Annotated in this window: 17 protein-coding genes; 11 read left to right on the forward strand and 6 right to left on the reverse strand. The window is 68.2% G+C overall.

The genetic code is table 11. The features are described from left to right. The 9 genes from FHR72_RS21950 to FHR72_RS21990 all read left to right on the forward strand — a co-directional run. Positions 1–426 (forward strand): HNH endonuclease signature motif containing protein (locus tag FHR72_RS21950; RefSeq protein ID WP_183472135.1); only part of this gene is annotated, 426 nt, incomplete at its 5' end. Positions 427–479: 53 nt separating this feature from the next. Continuing rightward, on the forward strand, positions 480–1,163 hold the full coding sequence (locus tag FHR72_RS21955; RefSeq protein ID WP_183472136.1) for an HAD family hydrolase: 684 nt from the start codon (positions 480–482) through the stop codon (positions 1,161–1,163). Positions 1,164–1,282: 119 nt separating this feature from the next. Then, positions 1,283–2,755, forward strand: a complete 1,473-nt coding sequence (locus tag FHR72_RS21960; protein ID WP_183472137.1) for a sugar porter family MFS transporter — start codon at positions 1,283–1,285, stop codon at positions 2,753–2,755. An 85-nt stretch (positions 2,756–2,840) separates the two neighbouring features. Further along, complete coding sequence (locus FHR72_RS21965) at positions 2,841–3,122, forward strand: phosphoribosyl-ATP diphosphatase (RefSeq protein WP_183472491.1); 282 nt, start codon at positions 2,841–2,843, stop codon at positions 3,120–3,122. A 1-nt stretch (position 3,123) separates the two neighbouring features. Next, positions 3,124–3,969 (forward strand): ATP phosphoribosyltransferase, encoded by an 846-nt coding sequence (gene hisG / locus FHR72_RS21970; RefSeq protein WP_183472138.1) that lies wholly within the window; start codon positions 3,124–3,126, stop codon positions 3,967–3,969. Positions 3,970–4,036: 67 nt separating this feature from the next. Further along, positions 4,037–4,519 (forward strand): DUF4126 family protein, encoded by a 483-nt coding sequence (locus FHR72_RS21975; protein ID WP_183472139.1) that lies wholly within the window; start codon positions 4,037–4,039, stop codon positions 4,517–4,519. A gap of 8 nt (positions 4,520–4,527) precedes the next feature. Beyond that, the gene (locus FHR72_RS21980) at positions 4,528–5,898 is read left to right on the forward strand and encodes an FAD-containing oxidoreductase (RefSeq protein ID WP_183472140.1); all 1,371 of its coding nucleotides are present in this window, start codon (positions 4,528–4,530) and stop codon (positions 5,896–5,898) included. 70 nt (positions 5,899–5,968) lie between these two features. Continuing rightward, positions 5,969–6,667 (forward strand): TetR/AcrR family transcriptional regulator, encoded by a 699-nt coding sequence (locus tag FHR72_RS21985; protein WP_183472141.1) that lies wholly within the window; start codon positions 5,969–5,971, stop codon positions 6,665–6,667. Further along, a complete protein-coding gene (locus tag FHR72_RS21990; RefSeq protein WP_183472142.1) occupies positions 6,664–7,602 on the forward strand; it encodes a R2-like ligand-binding oxidase in 939 nt (312 codons plus the stop codon). The genes FHR72_RS21985 and FHR72_RS21990 overlap by 4 nt, the downstream gene beginning before the upstream one ends. A gap of 4 nt (positions 7,603–7,606) precedes the next feature. On the opposite strand, the gene FHR72_RS21995 is transcribed toward FHR72_RS21990, so the two are convergent. The 3 genes from FHR72_RS21995 to FHR72_RS22005 are packed head-to-tail and all read right to left on the reverse strand — an operon-like array spanning position 7,607 to position 9,770. Further along, complete coding sequence (locus FHR72_RS21995; protein WP_183472494.1) at positions 7,607–8,119, reverse strand: DinB family protein; 513 nt, start codon at positions 8,117–8,119, stop codon at positions 7,607–7,609. Continuing rightward, on the reverse strand, positions 8,119–8,910 hold the full coding sequence (locus tag FHR72_RS22000) for a thioesterase family protein (protein ID WP_183472143.1): 792 nt from the start codon (positions 8,908–8,910) through the stop codon (positions 8,119–8,121). Before FHR72_RS22000 ends, FHR72_RS21995 begins: the two co-directional genes overlap by 1 nt. Next, positions 8,907–9,770: a RecB family exonuclease gene (locus tag FHR72_RS22005; RefSeq protein WP_183472144.1), complete on the reverse strand. Its 864-nt coding sequence runs from the start codon at positions 9,768–9,770 to the stop codon at positions 8,907–8,909. The genes FHR72_RS22000 and FHR72_RS22005 overlap by 4 nt, the downstream gene beginning before the upstream one ends. Positions 9,771–9,854: 84 nt before the next feature. Here FHR72_RS22005 and FHR72_RS22010 point away from each other — a divergent pair, with 84 nt between their 5' ends. Further along, positions 9,855–10,685, forward strand: a complete 831-nt coding sequence (locus FHR72_RS22010; RefSeq protein WP_183472145.1) for a tRNA (adenine-N1)-methyltransferase — start codon at positions 9,855–9,857, stop codon at positions 10,683–10,685. On the opposite strand, the gene FHR72_RS22015 is transcribed toward FHR72_RS22010, so the two are convergent. The 3 genes from FHR72_RS22015 to FHR72_RS22025 are packed head-to-tail and all read right to left on the reverse strand — an operon-like array spanning position 10,682 to position 12,041. Next, complete coding sequence (locus FHR72_RS22015) at positions 10,682–10,981, reverse strand: DUF503 domain-containing protein (RefSeq protein WP_183472146.1); 300 nt, start codon at positions 10,979–10,981, stop codon at positions 10,682–10,684. The two genes, FHR72_RS22010 and FHR72_RS22015, sit on opposite strands and share 4 nt — an antisense overlap. A 2-nt stretch (positions 10,982–10,983) precedes the next feature. Continuing rightward, positions 10,984–11,544 (reverse strand): lipoprotein LppK, encoded by a 561-nt coding sequence (lppK, locus tag FHR72_RS22020; RefSeq protein WP_472670924.1) that lies wholly within the window; start codon positions 11,542–11,544, stop codon positions 10,984–10,986. Next, the gene (locus FHR72_RS22025) at positions 11,544–12,041 is read right to left on the reverse strand and encodes an MTB12 family secreted protein (protein ID WP_183472147.1); all 498 of its coding nucleotides are present in this window, start codon (positions 12,039–12,041) and stop codon (positions 11,544–11,546) included. The genes lppK and FHR72_RS22025 overlap by 1 nt, the downstream gene beginning before the upstream one ends. Before the next feature lie 146 nt (positions 12,042–12,187). Here FHR72_RS22025 and arc point away from each other — a divergent pair, with 146 nt between their 5' ends. Next, a complete protein-coding gene (arc, locus tag FHR72_RS22030; RefSeq protein WP_183472148.1) occupies positions 12,188–14,035 on the forward strand; it encodes a proteasome ATPase in 1,848 nt (615 codons plus the stop codon). The last annotated feature ends 127 nt before the right edge of the window (positions 14,036–14,162 follow it).

The following is a 14,162-nucleotide window of genomic DNA, read 5'->3' on the forward strand; positions in this document are numbered from 1 at the left end:
TTCGAACGTCACGGCCAGCCGATCGGGTCGGGGCGGGAGACCCGCACGATCAGCCGCCGGCTGCGCCGCGCCCTGGAGCATCGCGACCGGTGCTGTGTGGTGCCCGGTTGTGGGGCCACGCGCGGGTTGCATGCCCATCATCTGGTGCATTGGGAAGACGGCGGGCCCGCCGAGTTGGACAACCTGGTGCTGGTCTGTCCCTATCATCATCGTGCTCATCACCGCGGTCTGATCACCCTCACCGGACCCGCGCACCGCCTGGTCGTCACCGACAGCGACGGCGACCCCCTGCCGCCGGGTGCGCTGGCCCGCCCACCCACCACGCCACCACCGGCGGTCGCCCCCTACCGCGGACCCACCGGCGAACATGCGCAGTGGCGCTGGTACGAGCCGTACCGGCCGCAGTCCCCACCGGCGACCAACTAGCCCGCCCGGGCTTCGGTTAGCGCCACATCACCGACACGTGACAGAATGACGGCGTGCGAGCGGTGCTGTGGGACATGGACGGAACGCTCGTGGATTCCGAAAAGCTGTGGGATGTGTCACTTTCCGCGCTCTATGAGTCCTACGGCGCGGAGATGAACCGTGAGACCCGCACCGCGCTCGTCGGCGCTTCCGCCGAGGAGACCATGGTGACCGTCTACACCGAACTCGGTCTGGAACTGGAGCCCGCGGCGATGGCGGAGTCGATCCACTGGCTGCACGAGCACACCGCCGGGCTCTTCGACGAGGGCCTGCCGTGGTGCACCGGGGCCCGCGAGATGCTCGAAGCGCTTGTCGCCGAAGGCACTCCGATGGCGCTGGTCACGAACACCAATCGAAGCCTCGCTGAGCGTGCGCTCAACAGCATTGGGCGACACTACTTCTCGATCACCGTGTGCGGCGACGAGGTCCCCAACGGCAAACCCGCCCCCGACCCGTATCTGCGGGCGGCGGAACTACTCGACGTCGACCCCGCCGACTGTCTGGCCGTAGAGGACTCGGTCACCGGAACCGCTGCCGCCGAGAAGGCGGGCTGTGCGGTCCTCGTCGTGCCGAACGACGTCCCGGTCCCCGGTGGTCTGCGTCGGCGCCACGTGGGTTCGCTGGCCGACCTCGGCGTGGAGGACATGCGCAGGATCTATGCCGAGATCGATCGGGAAATGCGGGAGCGCAGCGCCTGATCACCAACCGGTGACGGTTTGAGCGCGTATAAGCGCCCACTTTTGGGAACACCCCCGACGGCAAGAAGCGAGTGCTTGAATGTGACTCGTATCACGCAACGGTGCGGAAAGGTCGTCGCATGGCCGGTCAGGGTGGTCCAGTCGGGGAGAGTCCCGAAATCTTCGAAGAGGGCCAGGATTTCTCCTCAGGCCGAACGGCGGTGCGGATCGCCTCCGTGGCCGCGCTCGGCGGCCTGCTCTTCGGCTACGACAGCGCGGTGATCAACGGGGCCGTCGACTCCATTCAGGAGGACTTCGGCATCGGTAACGCCGAGCTGGGTTTCGCAGTCGCGTCCGCGCTCCTCGGCGCCGCGATCGGTGCGATGACGGCGGGACGGATCGCCGACAGGATCGGGCGCATCGCGGTGATGAAGATCGCCGCGGTGCTGTTCCTGATCAGCGCGTTCGGCACCGGCTTCGCCCACGAGGTGTGGACCGTGGTGCTGTTCCGCATCGTCGGCGGCGTCGGCGTCGGCGTCGCGTCGGTGATCGCACCGGCCTACATCGCCGAGACGTCGCCCCCGGGCATCCGCGGCCGGCTCGGCTCGCTGCAACAGCTGGCCATCGTGTCGGGCATCTTCTTGTCCTTCGCGGTCAACTATCTGCTGCAATGGCTGGCCGGCGGTGCGAACGAACCTCTGTGGTTCGGGCTCGACGCCTGGCGGTGGATGTTCCTCGCGATGGCCCTCCCGGCGATCCTGTACGGCACGCTGGCGTTCACGATCCCGGAGTCGCCCCGCTATCTCGTTGCCAGCCACAAGATCCCGGAAGCCCGCCGGGTGCTGACCAAGCTGCTGGGCCAGAAGAACCTCGAGATCACCATCACCCGGATCCGCGAGACCCTCGAGCGCGAGGACAAGCCGTCGTGGCGAGACATGCGCAAACCCACCGGCGGCATCTACGGCATCGTCTGGGTGGGCCTGGGCCTGTCGATCTTCCAGCAGTTCGTCGGCATCAACGTGATCTTCTACTACAGCAATGTGCTGTGGCAGGCCGTCGGCTTCAGCGCGGACGAGTCGGCGATCTACACCGTCATCACCTCGGTCATCAACGTCCTGACGACGCTGATCGCCATCGCGTTGATCGACAAGATCGGCCGCAAGCCGCTACTGCTGATCGGCTCATCCGGTATGGCCGTCACGCTGATCACGATGGCCGTCATCTTCGCCAACGCCACGGTCAACCCGGACGGGACGCCGAGCCTGCCGGGAGCATCCGGCGTCGTCGCTCTCATCGCCGCGAACCTGTTCGTCGTCGCGTTCGGCATGTCCTGGGGCCCGGTGGTCTGGGTGCTGCTCGGTGAGATGTTCCCGAACCGCATCCGCGCCGCGGCGCTGGGCCTGGCCGCTGCGGGGCAGTGGGCGGCCAACTGGCTGATCACGGTCACGTTCCCGGGTCTGCGCGAGCACCTCGGTCTGGCCTACGGCTTCTACGGGTTGTGCGCGGTGCTGTCGGGCCTGTTCGTGTGGCGGTGGGTGATGGAGACCAAGGGCGTGTCGCTGGAGGACATGCACGGAGAGATTCTGCAGCAGAACAAGACCGCGGCCGGCTAGCTTCGTCCGGCCGCGGGCGGGGGGTCGTGCGTCCGGCCGTCGGCGATCGCCCGTGCGAAACCCGATCGCGGCGGCGTGGCCCGGCGTGACAGAATTGCCCAACGTGAAGACCTTCGATGCGCTGTTCGCCGAGCTGAGCGAACGGGCACGCACCCGCCCGGCCGGTAGCGGCACCGTCGCCGCACTCGACAGCGGCGTGCACGGCATCGGCAAGAAGATCCTCGAAGAGGCCGGTGAGGTCTGGCTGGCCGCCGAGCACGAGAGCGACGACGCACTGGCCGAGGAGATCAGCCAGCTCCTCTACTGGACCCAGGTCCTCATGCTCTCGCGGGGCCTGTCCCTCGACGACGTCTACGGGAAGCTCTGACATGCTGCGCGTCGCGGTGCCCAACAAGGGGGCGCTCAGCGAGTCGGCCTCGGAGATCCTGTCGGAGGCCGGCTACCGCCGCCGCAGCGATCCCAAGGATCTGACCGTCGTCGACCCGGCGAACAACGTCGAGTTCTTCTTCCTGCGCCCCAAGGACATCGCCATCTATGTCGGCTCGGGGGAGCTCGACCTCGGCATCACCGGCCGCGACCTGGCAGCCGACGCCGACGCACCCGTGCGGGAACGGCTGGCGCTCGGCTTCGGCTCGTCGACCTTCCGCTACGCCGCCCCCGCCGGCCGGGACTGGCAGATCGCCGAACTGGCGGGCAAGCGCATCGCGACGGCGTACCCGAATCTGGTCCGAAAAGATTTGGCCGACAAGGGGATCGATGCCACCGTCATCCGTCTCGACGGTGCTGTGGAGATCTCGATCCAGCTCGGGGTGGCAGATGTCATCGCCGACATCGTCGGTTCGGGACGAACCCTCGGGTTGCACAACCTGGTGGCCTTCGGCGAATCGCTGTGCGACTCAGAGGCGATTCTGATCGAGCGCGCCGACTCCGATCCGGATCCCGCACGCGATCAGCTCGCGGCCCGGGTGCAGGGCGTGGTGTTCGGCCAGCAGTACCTGATGCTCGACTACGACTGCCCCCGCACGGTGCTCGAGAAGGCCACCGCGGTCACACCCGGTCTCGAATCGCCGACCATCGCGCCGCTGGCGGATCCGGACTGGGTGGCGGTGCGAGCGCTGGTGCCACGCCGCGACGTCAACGCGATCATGGACGAGCTGGCGGTCATCGGCGCGAAAGCCATTCTGGCCTCCGACATCCGGTTCTGCCGCTTCTGATCTAGATCGCTCGTCGCGCCCTGAGGCGTGTTAGCGTCCGGATGTCCCACCACCGCACGGAGGTCCGATGACGCACGTTCTGGTTCTGGTTCTGGCCCTGCTGATCGGTGCGATCGCCGGCCTCCGGGCGATGACCGCCCCCGCCGTGGTGGCCTGGGGCGCGATGCTCGGATGGATCGACCTCACCGACAAGTGGTCGGAATGGATGGCGCACCCGATCACCGTGACGGTCTTGACGATCCTCCTCATCGGGGAGCTCATCACCGACCAGTTGCCGAAGACGCCCAGCCGAAAGGTGCCCCCGCAGTTCATCGCTCGGTTGGTCACCGGCGGCTTCGCCGGTGCCGTCATCGGCAGTGCGTTCTTCCACACGTTCAGCGCGACCGGCGCCGGCATGGTGGGCGCCGTACTCGGCACCCTCGCCGGCGCCGAACTGCGCACCCGGCTGGCGAAGTCGAACAACGGCAACGACCGCCCGGGAGCCTTCATCGAAGACGCCATCGCCGTCGGCGGGGGCCTCCTCGTGGCCTTCCTCGTCAGCCTCGTCTAGGCGATCCGATGTCCCAGCGATTCGACGCGATCATCATCGGTGCCGGGCAGGCCGGCCCCCCGTTGGCGGGACGGCTGACCGAAGCCGGCCAGACCGTCGCGGTCATCGAGCGCAAACTCGTCGGCGGAACCTGCGTCAACTACGGCTGTATCCCGACCAAGGCCCTCGTCGCGAGCGCGCACGCCGCCCACCTGGCCCGCCGCGGCGCCGACTTCGGTATCGGCACCGCCGACGTCACCGTGGACATGACGGCGGTGAAGGCCCGCAAGGACCGCATCAGCGGCGACGACCGCGAAGGCCTGGAAACGTGGTTGGACGGTATGGAGGGCGCCACGTTGATCCGCGGGCACGCGCGGTTCGAAGGCCCCCACACCGTCCGCGTCGACGACCAGGTGCTCGAAGCCGACCGCATCTTCCTCAACGTCGGCGGCCGCGCCGTCGCCCCGGACATGCCGGGACTGGGCGACGTCGACTACCTCACCAACGTCGGCATCCTGGACCTCGACGTCGTCCCCGACCACCTCGTCGTCATCGGTGGCAGCTACATCGCGCTGGAGTTCGCGCAGATGTACCGCCGCTTCGGCGCCGAGGTCACCGTCGTCGAGAAGGGTCCGCGCCTGACCGGTCGCGAGGACGAGGACGTCTCCGCAGCCATCAAGGACATCCTCGAAGCCGAGGGCATCACCGTGGTGGTCGGCGCCGATGCGATCAGTTTCGCCAAGTCCGGCGACGGCGTCGCGGTCACGCCGCGCGAGGGGGCCGAACCTATCGTCGGGAGCCACTGCCTGGTGGCGGTCGGGCGGCAACCGAACACCGACGACCTAGGGCTCGACGCGGCCGGGGTCGAGACCGACGGCCGCGGGTACATCGTCGTCGACGATCAACTTCGGACGAACGTCGACCACATCTGGGCGATGGGCGACTGCAACGGCCGCGGCGCCTTCACCCACACCTCCTACAACGACTTCGAGATCGTCGCCGCCAACCTTCTCGACGACGATCCGCGCCGCGTGAGCGACCGCATCACGACCTACGCCCTCTACATCGATCCGCCGCTCGGACGCGCAGGAATGTCGGTCGACGAGGTTCGCAGATCCGGCCGAAAAGCGTTGGTGGCCAAGCGTCCCATGACGCGCGTCGGGCGTGCCGTGGAAAAGGGGGAGACACAGGGCTTCATGAAGGTGGTCGTCGACGCCGAGACCGAGGAGATCCTCGGGGCCGCGATTCTCGGGGTCGGTGGCGACGAGGTGGTGCACTCCCTGCTCGACGTGATGACCGCCAAGCTGCCCTACACCGCGATCTCGCGGACCATGCACATCCACCCCACGGTGAGCGAGCTGGTGCCCACGTTGCTGCAGGACCTCAAGCCCCTCACCTAGCGAGACCCCCTTGACTGTGGCTTGCGTCACAGTAATATGACCACTGGTCACATCAAGCCTTGGAGGCGCGATGCCGACGGTGACATGGTCTCGTCTCGGTGCGGATCGACGCACGGCGGTGATCGCTGCGGCCGAGGCGGAGTTCGCCGCGCACGGGTTCTCGGCGGGCAGCCTGAACGTGATCGCCCGGCGCGCGGGTGTCGCGAAAGGCAGTCTGTTCCAATACTTCGCGGACAAGCGGGACCTCTACGCCTTCATCACGGACGTCGGCAGCCAGCGGGTGCGGGCCCACATGGAGGACCAGATCGCCCGCCTCGATCCCACCCGGCCGTTCTTCGAATTCCTGACAGATCTCCTCGACGTGTGGGTCGCCTACTTCGCCGAGCACCCCCGTGATCGCGCATTGCACGCCGCAGCCAGTTTCGAGGTCGACACCGACGCGCGGGTCAGCGTGCGCGCCGTGGTGCACCGGCACTATCTGCAGGTGTTGCGTCCCTTGGTCCGCGACGCCCAGGTCCGCGGCGACCTGCGCGCCGACGCCGACACCGACGCGCTGCTCTCGCTGCTGCTGATGCTGCTGCCGCACCTCGCGCTGGCGCCCTACGTGCGCGGCATGGACCCGCTGCTGGGGCTCGACGACATCTCGCCGGATCAGCCTGCCCTCGTCGTGCGCCGTTACGTCGCCGTGCTCGCAGCGGCATTTGCTTCACGGACCGGGGACGCCCCGCAGGCCGTGACACGGAAGAACACCGAAGGAGTGAACACATGAACAGAGCACGCTCGGACTCGCTGGCCGCGGGCGGCCTGAACTGGAACAGCTTGCCGCTGAGGCTGTTTGCGGGCGGCAACGCGAAATTCTGGGACCCGGCCGACATCGACTTCTCGCGCGACCGCGCCGACTGGGAGTCGCTGTCGGAGGTGGAGCGGCACTGGGCGACGCGGCTGTGTGCCGAGTTCATCGCCGGCGAGGAGGCGGTCACCCAGGACATCCAGCCGTTCATGGCGGCGATGCGGGCCGAGGGGCGGCTCGGTGACGAGATGTACCTGACCCAGTTCGCATTCGAGGAGGCCAAACACACCCAGGTGTTCCGGATGTGGCTCGACGCGGTGGGGATGACCGAAGATCTGCAGGGATACCTCGACGATCTGCCGGCCTACCGGCAGATGTTCTACGAGGAGTTGCCCGCCTCGCTGGACGCACTGAGCGGCGACCCGTCCCCGGCGGCACAGGTACGGGCATCGGTCACGTACAACCACGTCATCGAGGGGATGATGGCGCTGACGGGATACTATGCGTGGCACCGCATCTGCGTGGACCGCGGCATCCTGCCGGGGATGCAGGAGCTCGTCCGCAGGATCGGCGACGACGAACGTCGTCACATGGCGTGGGGCACCTTCACGTGCCGGCGCCACGTCGCCGCCGACGATGCCAACTGGGCGGTGTTCGAGTCGCGGATGAACGAGCTCATCCCGCTGGCGCTGCGCAACACCGAGGACGCGTTCGCGTTGTACGAAGAGATTCCGTTCGGTCTGTCCATGGACGAGTTCCAGCAGTACGCCGCCGACAAGGGGATGCGCCGGTTCGGCACCATCAGCAGTGCGCGCGGTCGCCCGCTGGAGGAGATCGATCTCGACTATTCGCCGCTGCACCTGGAGGACGCCTTCGCCGACGAGGACCGCGCGTCGCTGGCGTCCTCGGCGTGAGGGCTCAGCGGCAAGCGGCGCGCAGCAGCCGCAGCTGACCGATCTCGGCGGCGTTCTTCGTCAGCTCGACCGTCACCCACAGCACGGTGTCAGCGACCGTCCTGCCGCTCGACTCCGGCCAGGGGAAGCCCGTGGGCGCGGCAAGGTCGTCAGACGTCAACGCCGACATCGTGTTTCGCCACTGCGCGGCCAGGTCCCGCACCCTCGCCGTGGCCTGCTCGCCCGTCCCGGCCCACCGTATCGACGTCGGCTCCGGCAGTTCATCGCCCGCCAGCGTCGCGATGGCCGCGCTCCACCAGAAGTCGATGTGCCACGTCAACCACGCGATCGTCGGCACCGGCACGGGGTCGGGTTCGACTTCGGCAAAGTCCGCGACCCAGGTGCCGTCCTCGCCGCGGTGGACCGTCCAGCACAGATCGGCGGGCTCCCAAAGGAAGTCGGCCTCGGTCAGCGCATCGAGGTGCAGTTCGGTCAGCGCCCACGCGAGGTCGAACTGACGACGCACCTCGTCGAGCATCAACGCCGTTGCACCAGAAGTGTCTGTGCGCATGTGCCGATGAAGCCGTCACGGTCGAAGATCTCCGCGGTGGTCACCCCGACCCCGTCGGGGCCGATGGACCCCCGCGCCCGCAGCGCGAAGTCGCGGCCCTGCGGCAGCCGATGCAGGTGGACCGTGGTGTCGGTGTTCATGAACACGAAGCGCTGCGGATCGAGGGCCGCGCCGATCCCGTTGGCGGAATCGACGACCATCGCCAGCCGTTGCAACGCTGTGGTGGGTTCCGAATCCACCAGAGGCACAAGCGGTGTCAGCCAGGCGACGGCGGCGCCGTCCTGGTCGGGCTGGCTGCGCCAGCTCACGGTCTCGAGGTAACCGGGCGCCCCTTGCCACGCGTGCGTGGCATCGGCCGCCTCACCTTCGGTCAGGGGAGGGTAGCGGTCGGTCGCGGCGTCCTGGGTGTCGCTCGGCGCCAGCAGCCATGCGGTGGCACGGGCGACGGCCCGACGCGTCCCATCGGGGCGTTCGACGAGCATCTCGGCCGACATCATCGAGATCCGGGCGCCCGGGCGGTCCACCCAGGCACGCACGCGCAGTGTCGTCACCGGGATGGCGCCCAGGATGTCGAGTGTCACGCGACCGACCCGCAGACCCGTGCCGTCTGCCAGGTCTTCGATCGCGCGGGTCAGCAGCGCCAGCGGCGGCGAGCCGTGCTGGATCTGCGGATCCCAGTTGCTGCGGGTCCCGTCGGTCGACTCGAACACGTCGTAGTCGCCGTCGCGCCCCACACGACGGAACAGGCAGTCGATCACGCGGCGGGCTCCGCCTGCAGCACTGCGTCGGGGTCGCCCTCGTCCAGGACTTGCGGCCAGCCGGGGTACGGCGGGGGAGTGCCTCCGTAGACCGGGCACAGCGACCGGTGTGCGCACCAGTCGCACAGCCGCGACGGGTTCGGACGGAAATCGCCTGTGGCACCGGCGGTCTGGATGGCGCGCCAGATGGCGGTCAGGGTCCTCTCGAAGCGTTCGAGCTCGTCGAAATCCGGGGCGTAGTCGAGCACCTGCTGGTCTGCGAGGTAGAGCAGTCGCAGGCGCGTGGGCAGCACGCCCCGCGCTCGCAGCAGGGCGACCGCGTAGAACTTCATCTGGAACATCGCCTTGAACTCGGCCAGCGCGCGGGCCTCCGGGGGAGCCTTGCCGGTCTTGTAGTCCACGACGCGCACCTCGCCGGTCGGCGCGACGTCGATACGGTCGACGAAGCCGCGCAGCAGGGTGCCGTCGGCCAGCTCGACCTCCACCCGCTGTTCGCAGCTCTGCGGATCGAATCGCGTCGGATCCTCCAGCCGGTAGTAGCCGGACAACAGTGTCCGTGCCTGCTCCAGCAACTCGGCCTGCAGTTCCGGGGGGATATCGGAGGCCAGCTCGGGGCGCTCGGCGACCAGACGCTCCCACGCGGGCTCGATCAGGCCGGCCGCGATCTCGGGCACCCGCTCCGGGGCGGGCAGCGCGTACAGCTGCTCCAGCGCGGCGTGCACCACCGACCCGCGCACCTGGGCGGCCGACGACGGCTCGGGGAGCCGGTCGATGGCCCGGAACCGGTACAGCAGCGGACACTGCTTGAAGTCCGCGGCGCGCGACGGCGACAACGCGGGGCGTCGCACCGGCTCACTCATGGCTTTCACCCTAGGACCGGGGTCGGACATACCGCGGCAACCCGGACGCGAACGGCGGCGCGTCTACTGGCAGGCTGGTCAACCGTGCGTAGAACCGGTCCGTTTGCCGTCGGTGACCGAGTGCAGCTCACCGACGCCAAAGGCAGGCGCTACACCATGCTGCTCAAGCCCGGCGGCGAGTTCCACACCCACCGCGGCATCATCTCCCTCGACGAGGTGGTCGGCCTGCCGGAGGGCAGCGTGGTGAAGTCCACCAACGGCGACCAGTTCCTGGTGCTGCGGCCGCTGCTGGTCGACTACGTGATGTCCATGCCCCGCGGCGCCCAGGTGGTCTACCCGAAGGACGCGGCGCAGATCGTGCACGAGGGCGACATCTTCCCCGGGGCGCGCGTGCTGGAGGCCGGCGCCGGTTCCGGCGCGCTGACGTGCTCGCTGCTGCGCGCCGTCGGCCCCGAGGGCCGGGTGACCTCCTACGAGGTGCGCGAAGACCACGCCGAGCATGCCCAGCGCAACGTCACGACGTTCTTCGGGGACCAGCCGGCCAACTGGGATCTGGTGATCGCCGATCTCGCCGACCACGACGGCAGCGAGGTCGACCGGGTCGTGCTGGACATGCTGGCGCCGTGGGAGGTGCTCGGACCGGTGGCCGACGCCCTCGTCGCCGGCGGCGTGCTCGTCATCTATGTCGCCACCGTCACCCAGTTGTCCAAGACCGTCGAGGCGCTGCGTGAACAGCAGTGCTGGACCGAACCGCGGGCGTGGGAGAGCATGCAGCGCGGGTGGCACGTCGTCGGGCTGGCGGTGCGTCCCGAACATTCGATGCGGGGGCACACCGCGTTCCTGATCAGTGCTCGCAAATTGGCGCCCGGCGCGGTGGCGCCGACGCCTCTGCGGAAGAAGCGGCTGCCCAGCTAGTCGTCGTCGGTGCTCTTGCGCAGGCCGCGCCGCGCGGAGAGCAGCTCGAGCTCGGGTCGTGCCGCGACCAGACGCTCGGCGGCGTCCAGTACGTCGACCACGTGGGAGCGGTCGGCGGAGACGACGCCGATGCCGATGCCGGCGCGGCGATGCAAGTCCCGGGAGCCGGTCTCGGCGGCCGACACCGCGAATCGACGGGTCAGCTCGGCGACGACAGGACGGATCAACGAGCGCTTCTGCTTGAGCGAGTGGACGTCGCCGAGGAGGACGTCGAACTCCAGCCAGCCGATCCACATGGTCAGCGGGGTGGTGTCGGCGCCGCCGGAGCGGGCGCCGCGGCGCCGGTGTCGAGCTGCAGCAGCAGGTCGGCGGTCTGGCGGGTCAGCTGCCACGCGCCGGCCGCGGGGGCGAACTCCATCGGGTAGACGAACTCGCGGGCCGGTGGATTGGCCGGTCGGATCACGATGGTGGCCACGACGTGACCCGGGGCCGACTGCGACCAGCCGAGGTCGCGGGCCTCGAAGGTGAGGGGCAGAGATCCGTTGTCGCGCAGCGCGACTGCGAAGCGATCGAGCCCGGCTGCCTCGGCCGGGGCGCCCCCTTCGATCAGCGTGATTTTCTGCCCGCCGGGAACGGCGGGGTCGGCCAGTCGGGCCATCACATCGGTCAGCGCGTCCGCGGGGGGCAGGGGTGGTCCACCGGGAGAATCGGGGATGGGCGCCGGAATCCCCACCGACGGCTCCGCGGACGGCGACGACGTCGGAGTGGCGGCGGGATGCTGGGGCTGACTGCACCCCACAAGCCCGAGCGCCGCCACACAGAGTGTGGCGGCGCTGCGGACAATGCTGGGCTGCGGGATCAGCCGACCGCGCTGAGAAGTGCCATCGCGGACTGCTTCGAGATCTGCCAACCGGTCGGGCTGGGCCCGGCGACGAACGTCACGTTCTGCGTGGCGGCGGCGCCGGTCTGGGCCGTCGCGGTCACCGTCGCCGTGGCGATGGGGCCGTTCTGGTCGATGTTGTTCACCGCGAAGTTCAGCGGGAAGTAGCCCTTGGCGGCGGCGTTCGCGTAGCCGTTGTCGGCCACCCTGGCCTCGATGCGGCCCAAGCCGCCCTGCACGTACGCCGACTTGCCGCCCGTGAACGATCCGGGTCCCGACAGCGCGCTCAACGTGGAGACCAGCGGTCCCTGCAGGTCGGGCGCCGGCGCTGCGGGCAGCGGCGCATCGAGGACGGCCGGTGAGGCCCCCGCGACACCGGCGGTGGCAATCGAGGTCACACCCGCGGCTGCAGCACCGACGAATGCGGCGGCTGCTGCCCCAGCGGTCAAGCTGGTAACGAGGGATTTCAGGGTCACGGCTGTCCTTCCGTTGGCCGAACTGATCTATAGAGGCTAACAGTGTTGCTGGTGTGTCGAATTCCTAGAGCACACACAAAGACTGAATCGCCGGTAGCGTTGAAGGTGTTACTGCACCAACATCGGGTGTGGGAAAGGAGCTCAGCATGAGTGAGTCCGAGCGTTCCGAGGCGACTGACGGCTTCGGAGCATCCCCCAACAGGCATCTGTCCAGCGAAGATGCGGCAGAGCTGGAACAGTTGCGGCGCGAGGCGGCCGCCCTGCGGGAACAGCTGGAAAACGCTGTCGGTTCCCAGAGCGGTTTGCGCAGTGCACGCGATGTTCACCAGCTCGAGGCACGGATCGACTCGCTGGCGGCGCGTAACGCCAAGCTGATGGACACCCTCAAAGAGGCGCGGCAGCAGTTGCTGGCGCTCCGCGAAGAGGTCGATCGCCTCGGTCAGCCGCCGAGCGGCTACGGCGTGCTGCTCTCGGTGCAGGAGGACGACACGGTCGACGTGTTCACCTCGGGTCGCAAGATGCGGCTGACGTGCTCGCCGAACATCGACACCAAGGAACTGAAGAAGGGCCAGACGGTGCGCCTCAACGAGGCACTGACCGTCGTGGAGGCCGGGCAGTTCGAGTCTGTCGGTGAGATCAGCACCCTGCGCGAGATCCTGTCCGACGGCCACCGTGCCCTCGTCGTCGGTCATGCCGATGAGGAGCGCATCGTGTGGCTGGCCGAACCGCTGGTCGCGGCCGAGCACCTGCCCGAGGGGTCGTACGCCACCGAGGACGACTTGGACGACGACCGGCCGCGCAAGCTGCGCCCGGGCGACTCGCTGCTCGTCGACACCAAGGCGGGGTACGCGTTCGAACGGGTCCCCAAGGCCGAGGTCGAGGACCTCGTCCTCGAAGAGGTGCCCGACGTCAGCTACGGCGACATCGGCGGGCTGACCCGGCAGATCGAGCAGATCCGCGACGCGGTCGAACTGCCGTTCCTGCACAAGGACCTGTACCGCGAGTACGCGCTGCGGCCGCCCAAAGGCGTGCTGCTCTACGGCCCTCCCGGCTGCGGTAAGACGTTGATCGCCAAGGCGGTCGCGAACTCGCTGGCCAAGAAGATGGCCGAGCTGCGCGGGGAGGATTCCCGGGAGGCCAAGAGCTACTTCCTCAACATCAAGGGCCCCGAGCTGCTGAACAAGTTCGTCGGTGAGACCGAACGTCACATCCGGCTGATCTTCCAGCGGGCCCGCGAGAAGGCCTCCGAGGGCACCCCGGTGATCGTGTTCTTCGACGAGATGGACTCGATCTTCCGGACCCGCGGCACCGGTGTGAGCTCCGATGTCGAGACGACCGTCGTCCCGCAGTTGCTGTCGGAGATCGACGGGGTCGAAGGCCTGGAGAACGTCATCGTCATCGGCGCCTCCAACCGTGAGGACATGATCGACCCGGCGATCCTGCGGCCCGGCCGCCTCGACGTCAAGATCAAGATCGAACGGCCGGACGCCGAATCGGCGCAGGACATCTTCAGCAAGTACCTCACCGAGAACCTCCCGATCCACACCGACGATCTGTCGGAGTTCTCGGGGGACCGGTCGCTGACCATCAAGGCGATGATCGAGAAGGTCGTCGACCGGATGTACGCCGAGATCGACGACAACCGCTTCCTGGAGGTCACCTACGCCAACGGTGACAAAGAAGTCATGTATTTCAAGGACTTCAACTCCGGCGCGATGATCCAGAACGTCGTGGATCGGGCGAAGAAGAACGCGATCAAGTCGGTGCTGGAAACCGGCCAGCCCGGCCTGCGAATCCAGCACCTGCTGGATTCGATCATCGACGAGTTCGCCGAGAACGAGGATCTGCCGAACACGACCAACCCCGACGACTGGGCGCGGATCTCGGGCAAGAAGGGCGAGCGGATCGTCTACATCCGCACGCTCGTCACCGGGAAGTCGTCCAGTGCCAGCAGGGCGATCGACACCGAGTCGAACCTGGGCCAGTACCTGTAGGTCGGGTTCAGGCACTGCACACCGCCGGCACCGGCGGCGTTCACTTCGGCGACCCCCGCGCGTCAGCACCCGGGCGTAGTTTTCCTGCGTCCCCAGGTCTGCGAGTCAGGGAGTCCCATGAAGATCC

Source organism: Mycolicibacterium iranicum, from assembly GCF_014190915.1.
In the GTDB taxonomy this organism is placed as follows: domain Bacteria; phylum Actinomycetota; class Actinomycetes; order Mycobacteriales; family Mycobacteriaceae; genus Mycobacterium; species Mycobacterium iranicum_B.

Excerpts from the sequence above, each read along its gene's own strand:
- FHR72_RS21960 (WP_183472137.1), top strand. The coding sequence starts at position 1,283 with ATGGCCGGTCAGGGTGGTCCAGTCGGGGAGAGTCCCGAAATCTTCGAA.
- hisG (WP_183472138.1), top strand. The coding sequence starts at position 3,124 with ATGCTGCGCGTCGCGGTGCCCAACAAGGGGGCGCTCAGCGAGTCGGCC.
- FHR72_RS21975 (WP_183472139.1), top strand. The coding sequence starts at position 4,037 with ATGACGCACGTTCTGGTTCTGGTTCTGGCCCTGCTGATCGGTGCGATC.
- FHR72_RS21980 (WP_183472140.1), top strand. The coding sequence starts at position 4,528 with ATGTCCCAGCGATTCGACGCGATCATCATCGGTGCCGGGCAGGCCGGC.
- FHR72_RS21985 (WP_183472141.1), top strand. The coding sequence starts at position 5,969 with ATGCCGACGGTGACATGGTCTCGTCTCGGTGCGGATCGACGCACGGCG.
- FHR72_RS21990 (WP_183472142.1), top strand. The coding sequence starts at position 6,664 with ATGAACAGAGCACGCTCGGACTCGCTGGCCGCGGGCGGCCTGAACTGG.
- FHR72_RS21995 (WP_183472494.1), bottom strand. The coding sequence starts at position 8,119 with ATGCTCGACGAGGTGCGTCGTCAGTTCGACCTCGCGTGGGCGCTGACC.
- FHR72_RS22005 (WP_183472144.1), bottom strand. The coding sequence starts at position 9,770 with ATGAGTGAGCCGGTGCGACGCCCCGCGTTGTCGCCGTCGCGCGCCGCG.
- FHR72_RS22015 (WP_183472146.1), bottom strand. The coding sequence starts at position 10,981 with ATGTGGATCGGCTGGCTGGAGTTCGACGTCCTCCTCGGCGACGTCCAC.
- arc (WP_183472148.1), top strand. The coding sequence starts at position 12,188 with ATGAGTGAGTCCGAGCGTTCCGAGGCGACTGACGGCTTCGGAGCATCC.